Annotated in this window: 15 protein-coding genes; 3 read left to right on the top strand and 12 right to left on the bottom strand. The window is 69.3% G+C overall.

From position 1 onward, the window contains the following. The 7 genes from AC1DOC_RS05455 to AC1DOC_RS05425 form a co-directional block, all read right to left on the bottom strand. Nucleotides 1-2048 (bottom strand): glycoside hydrolase family 3 N-terminal domain-containing protein (locus tag AC1DOC_RS05455; protein WP_478129499.1); only part of this gene is annotated, 2048 nt, incomplete at its 3' end. A 69-nt stretch (nucleotides 2049-2117) separates the two neighbouring features. Continuing rightward, nucleotides 2118-3098: a tripartite tricarboxylate transporter substrate binding protein gene (locus AC1DOC_RS05450; RefSeq protein ID WP_278875624.1), complete on the bottom strand. Its 981-nt coding sequence runs from the start codon at nucleotides 3096-3098 to the stop codon at nucleotides 2118-2120. Nucleotides 3099-3161: 63 nt separating this feature from the next. After that, on the bottom strand, nucleotides 3162-4388 hold the full coding sequence (tcuB, locus tag AC1DOC_RS05445; protein WP_478080491.1) for a tricarballylate utilization 4Fe-4S protein TcuB: 1227 nt from the start codon (nucleotides 4386-4388) through the stop codon (nucleotides 3162-3164). Continuing rightward, the gene (gene tcuA / locus AC1DOC_RS05440) at nucleotides 4372-5802 is read right to left on the bottom strand and encodes an FAD-dependent tricarballylate dehydrogenase TcuA (protein ID WP_478080490.1); all 1431 of its coding nucleotides are present in this window, start codon (nucleotides 5800-5802) and stop codon (nucleotides 4372-4374) included. Before tcuA ends, tcuB begins: the two co-directional genes overlap by 17 nt. Nucleotides 5803-5879: 77 nt before the next feature. After that, nucleotides 5880-6806, bottom strand: coding sequence for a LysR family transcriptional regulator (locus AC1DOC_RS05435; RefSeq protein ID WP_478129498.1), 927 nt, complete (start codon nucleotides 6804-6806; stop codon nucleotides 5880-5882). A 90-nt stretch (nucleotides 6807-6896) separates the two neighbouring features. Further along, nucleotides 6897-7664, bottom strand: coding sequence for a class II aldolase/adducin family protein (locus AC1DOC_RS05430; RefSeq protein ID WP_018904639.1), 768 nt, complete (start codon nucleotides 7662-7664; stop codon nucleotides 6897-6899). Between the two features lie 24 nt (nucleotides 7665-7688). Next, nucleotides 7689-8279, bottom strand: a complete 591-nt coding sequence (locus tag AC1DOC_RS05425) for an HD domain-containing protein (protein WP_018904638.1) — start codon at nucleotides 8277-8279, stop codon at nucleotides 7689-7691. A gap of 102 nt (nucleotides 8280-8381) precedes the next feature. On the opposite strand from AC1DOC_RS05425, the gene AC1DOC_RS05420 reads away from it, so the two are divergent. Next, nucleotides 8382-9101: a Crp/Fnr family transcriptional regulator gene (locus AC1DOC_RS05420; protein WP_478080488.1), complete on the top strand. Its 720-nt coding sequence runs from the start codon at nucleotides 8382-8384 to the stop codon at nucleotides 9099-9101. Nucleotides 9102-9105: 4 nt separating this feature from the next. Here the strand turns inward: AC1DOC_RS05420 and AC1DOC_RS05415 are convergent, their stop codons facing one another. The 5 genes from AC1DOC_RS05415 to AC1DOC_RS05395 form a co-directional block, all read right to left on the bottom strand. Continuing rightward, complete coding sequence (locus AC1DOC_RS05415) at nucleotides 9106-10269, bottom strand: ABC transporter substrate-binding protein (protein WP_478129497.1); 1164 nt, start codon at nucleotides 10267-10269, stop codon at nucleotides 9106-9108. Between the two features lie 104 nt (nucleotides 10270-10373). Next, a complete protein-coding gene (gene trmB, locus AC1DOC_RS05410) occupies nucleotides 10374-11132 on the bottom strand; it encodes a tRNA (guanosine(46)-N7)-methyltransferase TrmB (protein WP_018904635.1) in 759 nt (252 codons plus the stop codon). Further along, complete coding sequence (gene gluQRS, locus AC1DOC_RS05405) at nucleotides 11132-12004, bottom strand: tRNA glutamyl-Q(34) synthetase GluQRS (RefSeq protein ID WP_478129496.1); 873 nt, start codon at nucleotides 12002-12004, stop codon at nucleotides 11132-11134. The genes trmB and gluQRS overlap by 1 nt, the downstream gene beginning before the upstream one ends. 7 nt (nucleotides 12005-12011) lie before the next feature. Further along, entirely contained in the window at nucleotides 12012-13094 is a 1083-nt protein-coding gene (locus AC1DOC_RS05400) for an NAD(P)/FAD-dependent oxidoreductase (RefSeq protein WP_307592464.1), read from the bottom strand. 142 nt (nucleotides 13095-13236) lie between these two features. Further along, the gene (locus AC1DOC_RS05395; RefSeq protein WP_012748223.1) at nucleotides 13237-14190 is read right to left on the bottom strand and encodes a LysR family transcriptional regulator; all 954 of its coding nucleotides are present in this window, start codon (nucleotides 14188-14190) and stop codon (nucleotides 13237-13239) included. A 176-nt stretch (nucleotides 14191-14366) separates the two neighbouring features. Here AC1DOC_RS05395 and AC1DOC_RS05390 point away from each other — a divergent pair, with 176 nt between their 5' ends. Together AC1DOC_RS05390 and AC1DOC_RS05385 are read left to right on the top strand one after the other, a co-directional pair. Beyond that, complete coding sequence (locus AC1DOC_RS05390) at nucleotides 14367-15068, top strand: pirin family protein (RefSeq protein WP_478080485.1); 702 nt, start codon at nucleotides 14367-14369, stop codon at nucleotides 15066-15068. Nucleotides 15069-15083: 15 nt separating this feature from the next. Further along, nucleotides 15084-15569, top strand: coding sequence for a DoxX family protein (locus AC1DOC_RS05385; protein WP_259347625.1), 486 nt, complete (start codon nucleotides 15084-15086; stop codon nucleotides 15567-15569). The last annotated feature ends 82 nt before the right edge of the window (nucleotides 15570-15651 follow it).

Here is a 15651-nt window from a genome sequence, read left to right as displayed (position 1 = left end):
GCATACAACTGCACCACTTCCTCGGCCTCGCGCTGGCCGGTGTTGGTGACGGTGGCGCGCACGCGCAGCGTGCCGCCGATCGGCAGCCGGTCCTGGCTCAGCTCCATGCCGTCGTAGCGCACCGGCGCATAGCCGATGCCATGGCCGAAGGGGTAGAGCGCCCGGTTCGTGGTGTCCACGTAGCGGGTCTTGAAGGCCATGGCCTGGTCGTAGTCGGGCAGCGGCCGGCCGGTGCGCTTCTGGCCGTAGTAGAAGGGCACCTGGCCGGAAGCCTGCGGAAAGCTCACCGGCAGGCGGCCCGAGGGATTGAAGTCGCCGAACACCACGTCGGCAATGGCGTTGCCGGTCTGCACGCCGAGAAACCAGGTGACGAGGATGGCGTCTGCATTGCGCACCGCACCCTTGAGTGCCATCGCGCGGCCGTTGCTCAGCAGCACGACCACGGGCTTGCCGGTGGCGGCCACGGCCTCGGCCAGGTCCTGCTGGGCCTGCGGAATGCCGATGTCGGTGCGCGAGCGCGCCTCGCCCGACATGCGCTCGCTCTCGCCGATGGCGAGCACCACCACGTCGGCCTCGCGCGCGGCGGCCACGGCGGCCTCGATGCCGCCGGCCAGCGGCGCATCGATGCCCGAGCCGCGCACCACCGCCAGCGCGCCCGGGTCGGCCAGCGCGGCGCGCAGGCCGTCGTCGATGCCCACGGGCGCCGCCTGGCCCGGAAACAGGCTCCACGCGCCGAGCAGGTCCTGCGTGCCCGAGGCGAAGGGCCCGATCAGCGCGATCTTGCGGCCCGCCTTGGGCAGCGGCAGCACTGCGCGTTCGTTCTTCAGCAGCACGATGGAGCGGCGCGCATCCTCGCGCGCCAGCGCGATGTGCGCGGGGTTGTCGGCCCGCGGCTGTGCCGGTGCGGCGTCGAGCCCGCGCAGCGGCTGGTCGAAGAGGCCCAGCTTCTGCTTGACCCACAGCACGCGGCGCACCGCGTCGTCCAGGCGCGCCATCGGCACTTCGCCCGAGGCCACGAGTTCGGGTAGGTGGCGCATGTACAGGCCGCTCTGCATGCTGACGTCGGTGCCGGCCAGGAACGACTGCTTGGCCGCCTCGCGGCCGTCGGCGGCGTAGCCGTGCGCGATCAGTTCCTCGTCGGCCGTGTAGTCGGACACCACGAAGCCCTTGAACTTCCATTCGTCGCGCAGCACGCCCGTGAGCAGCGCCGGGTTGGCAATCGACGGAATGCCCGAGATCTCGTTGAAGGCGCTCATGACCGAGAGCGCGCCCGCGTCCAGCGCGGCGCGGAACGGCGGCAGGTAGACCTGGCGCAGCGTGCGCTCGGAGATGTCGGTGGCGGCGTAATCGAGCCCGCCCTCGGCAGCGCCGTAGGCCGCGAAGTGCTTGGGCGTGGCCAGCAGCGAATCGCCGCGCGAGAGGTCGGCGCCCTGGAAGCCGCGCACGCGCGCGGCCGCGAACTGGTTGGCCAGGTACACGTCTTCGCCCGCGCCCTCGATGCCGCGGCCCCATCGCGCATCGCGTGCAATGTCCACCATCGGCGCGAAGGTCCAGCGAAAGCCATCGGCGCTCGCTTCCACCGCGGCGGCGCGCGCGGTGCGCTCGGCCAGTTCGGGCTCCCAGCTCGCGGCCTCGGCCAGCGGCATCGGGAAGATGGTGCGAAAGCCGTGGATCACGTCGGCGCCGTACAGCAGCGGAATGCCCAGGCGCGATTCGCGCACGGCCACCTCCTGCAGCACCCGCTTGCGCTCCAGCCCCTCGTTGTTGAACAGGCCGGTGACGCGGCCGGCGCGCACGTCGTCGATCTCCTGCTGCGCATTGCGCTGGCCGGCTTGCGGGTTGCCGGGAATGTTGGTGTTGGCGGGGCCGTAGAGGCTGAGCTGGCCGACCTTCTCCTCGACCGTCATGCGGGCGATGAGCGATTCGATGCGGGCGTCCGCGCCCTTGGCGCCCTCGGCGGTGGCCGGGGCCGGGAGAGACGCGGGGGAGAAGAGAACCGAGGCCAGGCCCAGCAGGGCCGCCGCCATGGCGGGGATTCGAACGTGCATGGCACGCCATTCTCATGCCAAAGCGATGCCGCACGGAACGGCCGGGCTTTGACGGTAAGGCGCGGGCGCCTATTCGGCGGTCGCGCCGGCGTCGCGGGCCACCTTCACCCACTTGGTGGTTTCGCTGCCGATGAAGGCCTTGAGCTCGGCCGGCCGCATGTTGCCTGCTGTTACGCCTTGCTCCTCGAAACGCCTGGCCACGTCCTGCTGCTGCAGCGCGCGGGCGACTTCGGCGTTCAGGCGCGTGACCAGTGCCGGCGGCGTGCCGTGCGGTGCCATGAGTGCGAACCAGGTGGTCATGTCGTAGCCCTTGAGGCCGGCCTCGTCCAGCGTGGGCACGCCCGGGTAGGCCGGCGAGCGCTTCAGCGTGGTCACGGCCAGCGCATGCACCTTGCCGCCGCGCACGTGCGGCGCGGCCGAGGGGCTGGTCTCGATGGCCATCTGGATCTGGCCGCCGATCAGGTCCGCCATCATCGGCGCGCCGCCCTTGTAGGGCACGTGGGTGACGTCGGTCCGGGTCATCGAGCGGAACAGCTCGCCCGAGATGTGCTCGGTGCTGCCGTTGCCGGCCGAGCCGAAGTTCACCTTGCCGGGATTGGCCTTGATGTAGGCCACCAGTTCCGCCACCGACCTGGCCGGCACCTTGTCGTTGACCACCAGCACGTTGGGCGTGGAGGCCACGAGCGCCACGGGATCGAAGTCGCGCTGGAAGTCGTAGGGCAGGCGCTTGTAGAGGCCCGGCGCGATCGAATGCGCGATGGTGGCCAGGAACAGCGTGTAGCCGTCGGCCGGCGCCTTCGATGCGATGGCCGCGCCCACGGTGCCGCCCGCGCCGCCACGGTTGTCGATGATGACCGGCTGCCCGAGCGATTCCGAGAGCTTCTGGCCCACGGTGCGCGCGACGATGTCAGTGGTGCCGCCTGCCACAAAGGGCACGACGATGGTGATGGGCTTGGCGGGCCAGCCGTCTGCGAGCGCGGTCGATGCGGCCGCCGCCGAGAGCAGGGCGGCCATGCCGGCGCGCAGGAAAGAGGAGAGCGTCTTGTTCATCGTGATGGGTCTTGGTGTTGTCGTGGCTTTGAAGATTGCAGGGTCTGGGGTGCACGAGTTCATTCACTCGGCGCCCAGCTGCAGGCGGCTGGGCAGGCGTTTCTCGATCGCGAACTTGAGCAGCGCCGCCGAGCGGAAGATGCCGTGCGCGAACTTGCCGTAGGGCAGCGTGAGGAACAGCGCCATCACCACGCCCAGGTGCACCGCGAGCAGCAGCGCCATGAAGGCGGTGTCGCGCCACGCGAGCAGGGCCAGGCCGGTCACGCTGGTGAGCAGCAGCAGCGCGATGAAGCCGCGGTCCATCGGCCGCTGGGCCACGTCGCCATGCGCCGCATTGCGCCGCAGGTTCAGCCACAGCAGCCCGACGGGGCCGATCACCAGGCCGATGCCGCCCGCGGTGCCCAGCAGCACCGGCAGGCTCGTGAGCGCATAGGGCGCGTGCAGGCCCAGCAGGTAGTGGTAGAGCGTTGCCACGCAGGTGGAGGCGAAGCACAGCATGAAGCCGTAGAAGGTGAAGTGGTGGAAACGCCGGCGCCAGGGCGTGAAGCGGTCGTCTTCGTTGTTGCAGCCCTCGCCGTGGCCGCCGTCCAGGTAGGTGAGGCGCAGCACGTCGTGCGCGGCCTCGGCGCCGGCCGCGGCGCGCACGCCGGCCACTTCGCCCGGCGCGTTCTCCTGCGTCGGCGACACCTCGCGCCAGAAGCGCCGCACGCCCATTGCCAGCGCGAACAGCACAAAGGCGAACACCGCGCCGAACACCAGCGCGAGAAAGTTGTGCGGAAAGATCGCGTAGAAGTTGCCCGCGAGCGGCTCGTGCAGCAGCGAGCCCGACATCGCGACGGCCAGCACGAGGAACAGCGCCAATCCACCGGCCAGCGCCAGCGCGACGGTGAGCCCGGCCTTCTTGTAGAGCGCGCCCATCGCAGGGGGCCAGGCGTAGTCGTGGTAGGTCTGCAGGCGCACCTGCGCCATCGCCTGCGGCACGTTCACCGCAAACTCGTGCGGCGGCGCATATTGGCAGGCATGCAGGCAGGAGCCGCAGTTGTGGCACAGGTTGGCCAGATAGTGCGTGTCGGCCTTGCCGAACTCCAGCCGCCGCGTCATTGCGGGGAACACGGCGCAGAAGCCTTCGCAATACCGGCAGGCGTTGCAGATCTGCAGGATGCGCGCGACTTCGGCTTCGCTGGCGGCGAGCGGCAGCGCCGGCCGGATGGGAATGACGCGCGCCGATGCGCTGCCGATGCCATCGGCATCCGCACGGGCGCGTGCGACCAGGTCAGTGAGCTGCTGCAAGGGCGGTCTCCGGGGAATTCTTTTTCGAATGGCTCTTTGCTGCGCGTGCCGCCTGCGTGCCCGCGATGCGGCCGAAGGCCGTGCCGATGCTCATGCCCACGCCGGCCGTGTAGCCCTTACCCAGCACGTTGCCGGCCATCATTTCGCCGGCCACGAACAGGTTGGGGCTGGGCCGGCCGCCAAAGCGCACGGCCGCGGTCTCGTCCACCTTCAGGCCGAGATACGTGAAGGTGATGCCGGGCCGCAGCGGGTAGGCGTAGAAGGGTGCGGTGTCGATCGGACGCGCCCAGTGCGTCTTGGCGGGCGCGATGCCTTCGGTGTGGCAGTCGTCGAGGGCCGTGTGGTCGAAGCGGCCGACGCGGCAGGCCGCGTTGTAGTCCTGCACGGTGCGGACGAACGTGGCTTCGTCCAGGCCAATCTTCTGCGCGAGTTCGCCCAGCGTGCTTGCCTGCGTGCCGGCGAATACTGGCGGCATGAAGCGCCCGACGGCCTTCTGGTCGATGACCGACCACGCGATCTGCCCCGGCTGCTGCGCCACGAGCCGGCCCCAGATCGCGTAGCGCTTGGGCCAGAAGTCTTCGCCCTCGTCGTAGAAGCGCTGCGCGTCACGGTTGACCACCACGCCGAGCGACACGCAGTCGATGCGGGTGCAGATGCCGCCGTCGTAGAGCGGTGCGCGCGCATCGATGGCCACCATGTGGCCCTGCGACGGATCGCCGATGCTGTCGGCGCCGGCGCCGATCATGTATTTCAGCAGCACGCCCTGGTTGAAGCGCGTGCCGCGGACGAGGAAGTTGTCGGCCGGCCATTCGCCGCGCTCGTTCCGGCCCCAGGCTTCGCGCAGCCATTCACGGTTCGATTCGAAGCCGCCGGCGGCCAGCACGCAGCTCCTGGCTTCGATGCGCTCGCCGGCCTCGGTGCGCACGGCCACGAAGCGGTCGCCGTCGAGCTCCACCGAGGCCACGGGCGTCTCGTAGCGGATCTGCACGCCGAGTTTTTCGGCGCTCCGGAAATAGGCGTTCACCAGCGCCTTGCCGCCGCCCATGAAGAAGGCATTGGTGCGCGCCACGTGCAGCGCACCCGACAGCGGCGGCTGGAAGTGCACGCCGTGGCTGCGCATCCAGTCGCGGCAGTTCGACGAGGCGCGGATCACCAGCCGCGCGAGGTGCTCGTCGGTCAGGCCACCCGTCACCTTCAGCAGGTCTTGCCAGTACTCCTCTTCAGGGTAGGCATCGACCAGCACGTCCTGCGGGGCATCGTGCATGCAGCGCAGGTTGCGGGTGTGCTGCGAATTGCCGCCGCGCCATTCCTTCGGCGAGGCTTCCAGCAGCAGCACCGAAGCGCCGGCCTCGCGCGCCATCAGCGCGGCGCACAGCGCGGCATTGCCGCCGCCGACAACCAGTACATCTATCACTCGTGGGTCTCCTTTGAATCCAGGAGACTTTAGGGAGCCAGGCCTTCAGGCGAAAGGCCGAACGACGCAACGGGTGTTCAGTTATCGAGAAGACTTGCGCCGGTCCATCGGCCCTCGCGCACCAGGGCGCGCGCCGTGTCGGCAACCACCACGCGCGCGGCCAGAGCGGCCGGCGAAAGCTCGTCGTCGGACAGGCTTACGAGCAGGTTGCGGCGGCCCACGTGCGCATCGCTGATCTGCGTGAGCTCCAGGTCGTCGCGGTCATGCCGGGCCGTGGCGGCGCCGGGCTGCACGGTGGCGCCGTAGCCCGCGCGCACCGCGTCCATCAGCAGCGCGAGGCCGTCGACCTCGGCAACGATGCGCGGCTGGATGCGGGCCCGCGCAAAGGCCGTCATCAGCGTCRCGCGCAGGCCGTGGCTGCCGCTCGGCAGGATCAGCGGCACCTCGGCGAGCTGCGACAGGCGGACCCTGGTGCCCGTGGGGCGCCCCTCCAGCGTCGGCGACGCGATCACGAACAGCTTCTCGGCCAGGAGCGGCGCCACGCTCCAGCGCCGCGGCGTATCGGTCTGGAACAGCACCGCCAGGTCGAGCTGGCGCGCATGCAGCATCGTCGTGAGATGGCCCGACAGCGCCTCGACCATGTGCAGCCGCACCTCGGGGTAGCGCTGCTGCATGGCGCGCATCAGCGGCACGCCCAGCACGGTGGCCGTGGTGGGCGCAAGGCCCACGCTCACATGGCCCGACAGGCGCGCCTGCTGCGCCGCGCGCACGGCATCGTCGGCATGCCGCAGCGTGAGCTGGGCCTGCTGCAAAAAGGCCAGGCCGGCATCGGTGGGCGCCACGCCGGTCGAGCTGCGCTGCAAGAGGCGCGTGGAAAGCTCGCCTTCGAGCCGGCTGATCTGCTGGCTCAGCGCCGAGGTGACCACGCCCAGTTCGACGGCCGCACGGCCCATGCTGCGCAGTTCGCAGACCTTGACGAAGTAGCGCAGTTGCCGGAGTTCCATGCCCGCATCATCGCGCAGATGAAAAAATGGCCGCCAACACCCGTCGCGCAGGCGCTGGCAGCCGTGGAAACCGGGATCGGCGCTTGTTGCTTATTGCCTGTAGCTGTCGTCGATGCGGTCGAGCTTGCGGATCAGCGAGGGCCAGACGAACTGCCCGCCCAGGCCGCCGGTCTGCACCTTCATCGCCTGGCCCACGCCCTCGACGATCCTGGGGTTCACCTGCGTGAGCTCGCCGCCGCCCGATTGCGCGGCGATCTGGATCTGGCAGGTGTTCTCGAAGGTGTACATCGAAAGGAAGGCGTCGGCAATGGTCTTGCCGCAAGTCAGCAGGCCGTGGTTGCGCAGCATCAGGAAATTGGCGTTGCCCATGTCGGCCTGCAGGCGCGGCTTCTCGTCGTCGCGGAAGGCCACGCCTTCGTAGTCGTGGTAGGCCAGCGATGCCAGCACGAAGGTCGACTGCTGGCTGATGGGCAGCACGCCGTTCTTCTGCGCGCTCACCGCAATGCCGGCCTTGGTGTGGGTGTGCAGCACGCACTGGATGTCTTCGCGCGCCGCATGCACGGCGCTGTGGATCACGAAGCCGGCCGGGTTCACGGGGTAGGGCGAGTCGATGATCTTGTTGCACTGCTGGTCGACCTTGACCAGGCTCGACGCGGTGATCTCGTCGAACATCAGGCCGTAGGGGTTGATCAGGAAGTGGTGCTCGGGCCCGGGAATGCGCGCACTGATGTGCGTGAAGACCAGGTCGCTCCAGCCGTAGAGCGCCACCAGGCGGTAGCAGGCGGCAAGGTCGACGCGCAGCTGCCACTCCTCGGCGGAGACGAGCTTCTGGATTTCGGATTGGGTGTTTGCGTTCATGGTGGTGGTTTCCTTGGGGATGGGTCAGGCCGCGGCTGGTTCCTTCATGGCCGCCTTGTAGATGCTCTGCTTCGGCTGCGCCATCAGGCGCTGCAGCATGGGCTCGAACTCGCTGATGGGCAGCGTCTCGGCGCGGGGGTCGAAGGCCGGGTTGTCGTAGAGCGCGCAGAACTCGGCCGTGCGCTCGTAGTGCGGATGGTCCTTGAAGCCGTCGCGCATGTCGCGGTCCAGGCCGATGTGATGGAAGAAGTAGTGGCCCTGGAAGATGCCGTGGTGCTGCACCATCCAGTGGTTGGCCTCGCTCACGAAGGGCTTGAGGATGGCCGCGGCAATGTCGGGATGGTTGAAGCTGCCGAGCGTGTCGCCGATGTCGTGCAGGAGCGCGCACACCACGTATTCCTCGTCGCGGCCGTCGCGCAGCGCGCGCGTGGCGGTCTGCAGCGAATGGGTGTAGCGGTCGACCGGAAAGCCGCCGTAGTCGCCTTCGAGGATCTGCAGGTGCCGGATCACGCGCGCGGGCAGGCCGGCCGCGAACTGCCTGAACTCGCCGCCTATCAGCTGCCAGTCTTCGCGCGTGCTCTCCTGCATGCTCCTGAAACCTGCCCGTTCGCTCATCGTGTTGTCTCCGTGTTCTTTGGGGGGAGCGGCCACTGTAGACCCGGGCTTGACGTTCAACTGTCAAGAATTTGACAATGCAAGGCTCTGGTAAACCCCCGCATGCCGCCTTCCAAACCGCGTCTCTCCGCCCCGCACCGCGCCGTGATGGAGCGCAATCCATGGTTCACCAGCATGCCGCGCGCGCAGCGCGAAGCACTGCTGGGCGCGGGCGAACTCATCCACGTGCGGCGCGGCGCCATGGTGTTCCGCCAGGGCGATCCGATCCATGCGGCGGGCGGCGGCTTCTATGGCCTCCTGGCCGGCACGATCAAGGTCTCTTCGCTGCGGCAGGACGGGCGCGAGGCCATTCTTGCGGTGCTCGAGCCCGGCAACTGGTTCGGCGAGATCACGCTGATCGACGGCTCGCCGCGCACCCACGACGCCACCGCGCTGGAGGCGCTCGACCTGCTCGTGGTGCCGCCCGAGGCCTTTGCCCAGCAGATGCGCGACGTGGTCTTTGCCAATGCGATGGCCGCCATGCTGGCCGCGCGCGTGCGCATGCTCTACGGCCTCACCGAAGACGCCACGCTGCGCAGCCTGCGTGCGCGCGTGGCGCACCGGCTGCTGGTGCTGGCGCGCGGCGACGCCACGCAGTCGGTGCAGCTGCGCCGCACGCTGATGCTGCCGCAGGAGGCGCTGGCGATGATGCTCGGCGTCACGCGCCAGACGCTTTCGAAGGAGCTCAATGCGCTGGCGGGCGAGGGCGTGCTCGCGCTGGGCTACGGGCGCATCGAGCTCAGGTCGATCGATGCGCTGCAGGCGCTGGCGAGCACCGGATAGCGCCTCAGCGCAGCACGCGCCCGTCGGCGGAGATGCTGATCAGGTCGATGGTGCGCGAGGCATCGCGCAGGCCCGGGCGCAGGTTGACGCGAAAGCCGCCCACGTCGTAGTCGGTCATGGCGGTCATCACGCGCTGCAGGCTCGCCGTGGTGAAGCCGCGGCCCGCGCGGCGCACCGCTTCGCCCGCCACCTTGACCGCGATGAAGCCTTCGAGCCCTTCGTACGAGGGCGTCTGGTCGGAGTTGTCGACCGCGGCGCGGTACTCCTTGACGATCGGAATGGCCGAGGGCCGCGGCGACGGCACCACCTGCGAGATCACGATGCCGCCGATGTCCTTGCCCAGTTCGGCATAGAGCGGGTCGATGCCCACGATCGAGAAGGCCATGAAGCTGCCGCTGTAGCCGCTCTTGCGCAGCTTGCGGATCGCATTGGCCGTGGTGCCCGAGAGCGACACCAGCACGATGGCCTGCGGCGTCTGCYGCAGCACCGTCTTCAGCGCCGCGTCGAGTTTGTCGGCGCCGCCGGCCGGCACCATCGCCGAGGCCACCAGCGCGGGCAGCTTCAGCTCGGTGATGGCCTGCTGCACGGCGGCCAGGCCGGCGCGGCCCATGGCGTCGTCGTCGCCCACCAGCGCGATGCGCGTCTGGCCCACGGTGGCGCACTGGCGCACGATCTTCAGCGCCTCGTCGATCATGCCGGGGCGCACGTGGAACACGTTGGGGTGGCTGGCCTCGCGCAGCGTGTCGGCGGCGGCAAAAGGCGCGAACAGCAGGCTGCCCTGCTGCGCGGCCACGTTGGCACCCGCATCGCTGCTGGCCGTGCCCACGAAGCCGAACAGCATGTCGGCCTTGTCGGTGCCAAGCAGCGTGCGTGCATTGGCGGCAGCCCGGCCTGCGTCGTAGCCGTCGTCCAGCTGCAGCAGCTTGAGCTGCAGGCCGCTGGCGGCATTGCGCTCGTTGAAGTCGGCCACCGCGAGCCGGCTGCCGGCCGCAAAGGCCAGCCCGATCTCGCCGGCGGCGCCTGTCAGCGGCACCGACTGGCCCAGCACGACCACCCGTGCGCCCGCCGCGCGTCCCGACGATTGCGACAACGCCGGCAGATGAACGCCGCCGCCCAGCAGCAGCGCCCCGCACGCCTTGCCCAGCCATTCCCTGCGAGAACTGTCCATGGCTCACCTTTTTTAACAGTAGTAAAAAAGTGTAGCAAGTTCGGTGCCGATCGGGAAGGCTGCGGAAAACGAGGCCCGGCGGGCCTCCCGCAGGAGCAGCGGCCTCAGGCGCGCCGGAACACCAGGTCCCAGACGCCGTGGCCCAGCTTGATGCCGCGGTTCTCGAACTTGGTGAGCGGCCGGTACTCGGGCTTGGGCGCGTAGCCTTCGGCCGTATTGCGCAGCAGCGGCTCGGCGGACAGCACCTCGAGCATCTGCTCGGCGTAGGGCTGCCAGTCGGTGGCGCAGTGGATGTAGCCGCCCGGCTGCAGGTGCTCGGCGAGCTTTTTCACGAACTCGGGCTGGATCAGGCGGCGCTTGTTGTGGCGCTTCTTGTGCCAGGGGTCGGGAAAGAACACATGCACGCCCGCCAGCGAGCCGGGCTGCAGCATGTGGTCGAGCACGTCGACCGCATCGTGCGCGCAGATGCGGATGTTGCTGATCGACTGCTCGCCGATGCGCTTGAGCAGCGCGCCCACGCCGGGCTCGTGCACTTCGCAGCACAGGAAGTTGGTCTCGGGCAGCACCGTGGCGATGTGCGCGGTGGCCTCGCCCATGCCAAAGCCGATCTCGAGCACGGTCGGCGCGGCGCGGCCGCCGAAGGCCGCCGTCAGGTCGAGCGGCTCGGGCTTGTAGGGAATGAGGAACAGCGGGCCCAGCTCGGCAAAGGCGCGCGCCTGGCCGTCGGTGGTGCGGCCGGCGCGCTTCACGAAGCTCTTGAGGCGGCGGTGCAGCGGATGCGGCTTGTTGTTGCTGTTGTCGTCGGCCGCGTCGTCGTCGTCGCTGGGCGTGGAATCGTGGGGCACGGTGTCGGGAAAGGTCATTACGGCCGCGAATTGTAGAGATCGCGCCATTCGGGCACCCAGCCGGCCAATGCAGGCGCGCAGGAAGCGGCCGTGGTGGCGCGCAGGCCGAGCACGCGCGCGGCCGCGTCGAGGGCGGCCAGGGCAGCCTCTGGCGTGGCGGTGTCGATGGCGGTGGCGCCGTTCTGCTTGGAGAGCTTGTCGCCGTCGGCGCCGCGCACCAGCGGCGTGTGCAGGTAGCTGGGCGTGGGCAGGCCGAGTGCGCGCTGCAGCAGGATCTGGCGCGCGGTGTTGTCGGCCAGGTCTTCGCCGCGCACCACGTCGGTGCCGTCCGCGCGACGCAGCACGAAGTCGCCAACCTCGCGGCTCACGTCCTGGCATTGGCGGCCGAGGCGGCGGTCGGTCCAGCAGAGTTCGCCATGGGCCAAGGCCGGCTGGGCCGATTCGAACTTCTCGGTGGCAAAGCGCCAGGCGCGTGCGGGTTTGCCGTGCAGGCCGTCGCGGCAGGTGCCGGGGTAGACCCGCTCGCCATGGCGCGTGTGCGGCCGGCCGAGCCGTGCCAGCGCCTCGTCGATGTCCTTGCGCGAGCAGCCGCAGGGGTAGGCAAGGCCGAGGGCCTGCAGCCTTGCCAGCGCGGCTTCGTAGCGCTCGGTGCGCTGCGTCTGCCATACCGGTGTTTCGTCGGGCAGCAGGCCGCAGTCGGCCAGTTGCCCAAGGATGTGCTCGCCCATGCCGGGCAGGCAGCGTTCGGTGTCGGCGTCCTCGATGCGGATCAGCCAGCGCGCCTTGGGGCCGCGCGCGCGCACGTCGAGCCAGCTTGCGAGCGCGGCCACCAGCGAGCCGGCATGCAGCGGGCCGGTGGGCGAGGGCGCGAAACGGCCGGTCTCCCGCATCCGTGGATCAGATCACTGCAAGCGCCAGCGAAAGGCCCGAGAGGAACGCATCTTCGACCCGGTGCCCGGTGCACCAGTCGCCGGCCACGCCGATGCGTGCCTTGGCGTCCCACAGGTGGCTCTTGCCCACGGGCACCTGGGTCTGGGCTTCGGGCCAGCAGCGTGCCCGGGCGTGCGTGGGCGCGGCATGGATGCCGGTGATCTCGGCGAAGGCGCGCAGCAGCTTGGCCTCGACGCGCGCGGCATCGTCGCGCAGGTGCTCCTGCGACCAGGTGGCGCTGGCCTGCAGCGTCCAGCGCTCCACGCGTTCGCGGCCGGGCTTGGACGATTCGCGCGCCAGCCATGCCACGCGGTGATGGGTGCTGCGCGCCGCATTCCATTGCGGGCCGAGGTGCGACATGTTGGCCTGGTTGGCCTGCGGAAAGGCGATCATCAGCGTCCAGCAGGGCGCGATGCGCACCGGCTCGATCTTCTGGCTGATGGCGGCCGAAAGCTTGCCGTCGCCCAGCAGCGCGCGCGTGCGCGAGGGCGGCACGGCCAGCAGCACGGCGTCGAAGCCCGAGTACACGTGCTGCGAATCGTCTTCGCCGGCGGTGCGCAACTGCCAGCGCTTGGGGTCGAGCGCATCGGCTTCGATCTGCGTGACCTGCGTGTCGAGCACGAGGCTGTCGCCCAGCGGCGCGGCCCAGTGGGCCACCAGGGCGTCCATGCCCGGCTGGGCCACCCAGTGCGATTCGCGCCCGGGCAATGCGGCCTCGGCCACGCGGCCGTGCGCATCGAGCACGCGCACGAGGTTGGCGCTCCAGGGGCGGCAGAGGCTCGGCGTGGCTTCCAGCGCCAGCGCAAAGCGCGGATCGCGCACGGTGAAGTACTGCGCGCCGCTGTCGAAGCGGCCGAAGGCGGTGTCGACGCTCGCCATGCGCCCGCCGGGCGCGGCCTCGCGTTCGAACACGGTGACCTTGTGGCCGGCCTGCACCAGCGTCCGGGCGCAGGCGACTCCGGCAATGCCGGCGCCGACGACGGCGTAGTGGCGTGGAGCGGCGGGGGTTCGGTGGCGGTCGGCCGCCTTTGCAGTTGCGCGAGTGGTCATGAGGGACTCTTTTCTTGTGTACGGAGACGGATGGATGTGTCCGGACTCTACATCGGTCCGGGAGGCGGCTGGAGGACGTGTCCTGTTCGGGGTGCGTGCACAGGCCACCGGGTACTCCCCTCCGCGAATGTCCCGCAACGAATCAACGCCCGCGATGCCGTTCGAGCAGAGCCCGCCGCGTGGCCTCGTGCTCGAACTGCGCGAGCCACCATTCGAGTGCGCGGCCCGGTCCGCCCGCGCTGCGCACGCGCCAGGCGCAGTGCATGGTCGCGAGCGGCGGCTGGCGTTCGGTCTTGCGCTCGACCAGGTGGCCGGCCTCGATGTAGGGCCGCGCCATCGGCTCGGGCAGGAAGCCGCCGCCCAGGCCGTGCAGCTGCGCGTTCAGCTTGGCCTGCATGCTCGGCACCGTGAGCACGTCCTGTCCACCGACCAGGTTGACCGTCATGCTCGGCCCGCTGCGCACCGAGTCGGCCGCGGCCACCGCGCGATGCTGGCGAAGCACCGCATCGGTCAATGGCTCGGGCAGGCGCGCGAGCGGATGGTGCGGCGCCACCGCATAGACGAAGCACAGCTCGCCGATCGGCCGGCTGCGGATGCCGGTGGCGGTGAAGGCCAGGCTCGCCGCGTCGAGCACCGCGCCAATGGCCAGGTCGGCCTCGCCGCTGGTCAGCGCCTCGATGGTGCCGAGCAGGGTTTCGTCGCGCAGCTTGAGCCGCGTGGGCGGATCGAGCGCGAAGAAAGCCGTGGCCAGGTCGAGCAGCGGGTCGCGCGCGATCACGCTGTCGACCGCGATGGTGAGCATCGGCTCCCAGCCGGTGGCCACGCGCTTGACGCGGTTGGCCACCGCATCGATCTCGCCGAGCAGCCGCGCCGCCTCGCGCAGCAGCTCGGCGCCGGCCTCGGTGATGCGGGCCTGGCGTGCGCTGCGGTCGAACAGCAGCACGTCGAGCGCGTCCTCGATCTGGCGCACGCGGTAGCTGAGCGCGCTGGGCACGAGGTTGAGCGCGCGCGCCGCGCCGGCAAAGCTGCCGGTGCTCGCCACGGTCTGCAGCATGGCGAGCGCATCGGGGGTCAGTACGTCTCTGGCGCTGGGCATGGCGGCTCCTTCGACCGGCGAATCGACCGATCAAAAAATTTGAATGATGCCATCAAAACCCGGCGCTTTTATCGATGGGGTGCGGGCCTAAAGTTCTTCACATCCGCTGCGCATCCGGCGCGGCATACGAAGAAGGCCCGAGCAACCCCCACGGGCAGGGCCGAAGGAGTTTGACGATGTTGCAAGTCCGTAAATCACAGGAACGCGGTTATGCCGACCATGGCTGGCTGCGCTCGTTCCACAGCTTTTCCTTTGCCGGCTACTACGACCCGGCCCACATGGGTTTCGGCAACCTGCGGGTGATCAACGAAGATCGCGTGGCCGCGGGCGCCGGTTTCGGCACCCATGGCCACAAGGACATGGAGATCATCAGCTACGTGCTCTCGGGCGAACTGGCGCACAAGGACAGCATGGGCAATGTGGAATCCATCCCGCCGGGCGACGTGCAGCGCATGAGCGCGGGCCGCGGCGTGATGCACAGCGAGTTCAACCACAAGGCCGACGAGACCACGCACTTCCTGCAGATCTGGATCGAGCCGAACGTGCGCGGCATTGCGCCCGGCTACGAGCAGAAGAAGTTCAGCGACGCTGAAAAGCGCGGCAAGCTGCGCCTGGTGGCCTCGCCCGACGGTGCCGACGGCTCGGTCACGGTGCATGCCGATGCGCGCCTCTTCGCCGGCCTGCTCGACGGCGACGAGAAGGCCAGCCTGGCGCTCGACCCCGAGCGCAAGAGCTACGTGCACCTGGTGCGCGGCGAGCTCGAAGTCAATGGCCAGAAGCTTGTGGGCGGCGACGCCGCGATGCTCCAGGGCGAATCGCAGCTCACGCTCGGCGCCGGCAAGGATGCCGAAGTGCTGGTGTTCGACCTGGCGGCGTGATCCCGGGCCGGGCGCATGCCGCCCGGCCTTCTTTTTCCCCTGTTCTTTTTTCAGTTTCAACAACCCGAGGAGTTTTCACACATGGCAACCACAACCACCACCCCCAATGCAGCCCAGGACACGCTGGCGCTGGTCGGCCGCATCCTGATCGCGTACCTGTTCATCCCGGCCGGCATCGGCAAGCTCATGGGCTTTGCGGGCACCGTGGGCTACATCAACTCGGTGGGCCTGCCGCTGCCGGAAGTCGGCGCCGCGATCGCCATCCTGGTCGAGCTCGTCCTCGGCATCGCGCTGCTGGTGGGCTTCAAGACCCGCTGGACCGCCATTGCAATGGCCGTCTTCACCGTGGTCACCGCGCTGTTCTTCCACAAGTACTGGTCGGCGCCCGATGCGATGAAGATGATGCAGCAGATCAACTTCAACAAGAACATCGCCATTGCCGGCGGCCTGCTCGCCTTCGCCGCCTTCGGCCCCGGCCGCTTCAGCATCGACAAGCGCTGATTCCACAACCTGAACAAAGGAGTCCCTGAACATGGCAAACATCGTCGTTGTCTTCCATTCCGGCTACGGCCATACCCAGCGC

The sequence above is a fragment of the Variovorax sp. 01T439_2 genome (assembly GCF_056398445.1).
The sequence above is the reverse complement of the archived record's forward strand: the minus strand, read 5'-3'. Positions and strand labels throughout refer to the sequence as shown.

Excerpts from the sequence above, each read along its gene's own strand:
- AC1DOC_RS05390 (WP_478080485.1), top strand. The coding sequence starts at position 14,367 with ATGTTGCAAGTCCGTAAATCACAGGAACGCGGTTATGCCGACCATGGC.
- AC1DOC_RS05450 (WP_278875624.1), bottom strand. The coding sequence starts at position 3,098 with ATGAACAAGACGCTCTCCTCTTTCCTGCGCGCCGGCATGGCCGCCCTG.
- AC1DOC_RS05400 (WP_307592464.1), bottom strand. The coding sequence starts at position 13,094 with ATGACCACTCGCGCAACTGCAAAGGCGGCCGACCGCCACCGAACCCCC.
- gluQRS (WP_478129496.1), bottom strand. The coding sequence starts at position 12,004 with ATGCGGGAGACCGGCCGTTTCGCGCCCTCGCCCACCGGCCCGCTGCAT.
- AC1DOC_RS05385 (WP_259347625.1), top strand. The coding sequence starts at position 15,084 with ATGCCGCCCGGCCTTCTTTTTCCCCTGTTCTTTTTTCAGTTTCAACAA.
- trmB (WP_018904635.1), bottom strand. The coding sequence starts at position 11,132 with ATGACCTTTCCCGACACCGTGCCCCACGATTCCACGCCCAGCGACGAC.
- AC1DOC_RS05395 (WP_012748223.1), bottom strand. The coding sequence starts at position 14,190 with ATGCCCAGCGCCAGAGACGTACTGACCCCCGATGCGCTCGCCATGCTG.
- AC1DOC_RS05420 (WP_478080488.1), top strand. The coding sequence starts at position 8,382 with ATGCCGCCTTCCAAACCGCGTCTCTCCGCCCCGCACCGCGCCGTGATG.
- AC1DOC_RS05425 (WP_018904638.1), bottom strand. The coding sequence starts at position 8,279 with ATGAGCGAACGGGCAGGTTTCAGGAGCATGCAGGAGAGCACGCGCGAA.
- AC1DOC_RS05430 (WP_018904639.1), bottom strand. The coding sequence starts at position 7,664 with ATGAACGCAAACACCCAATCCGAAATCCAGAAGCTCGTCTCCGCCGAG.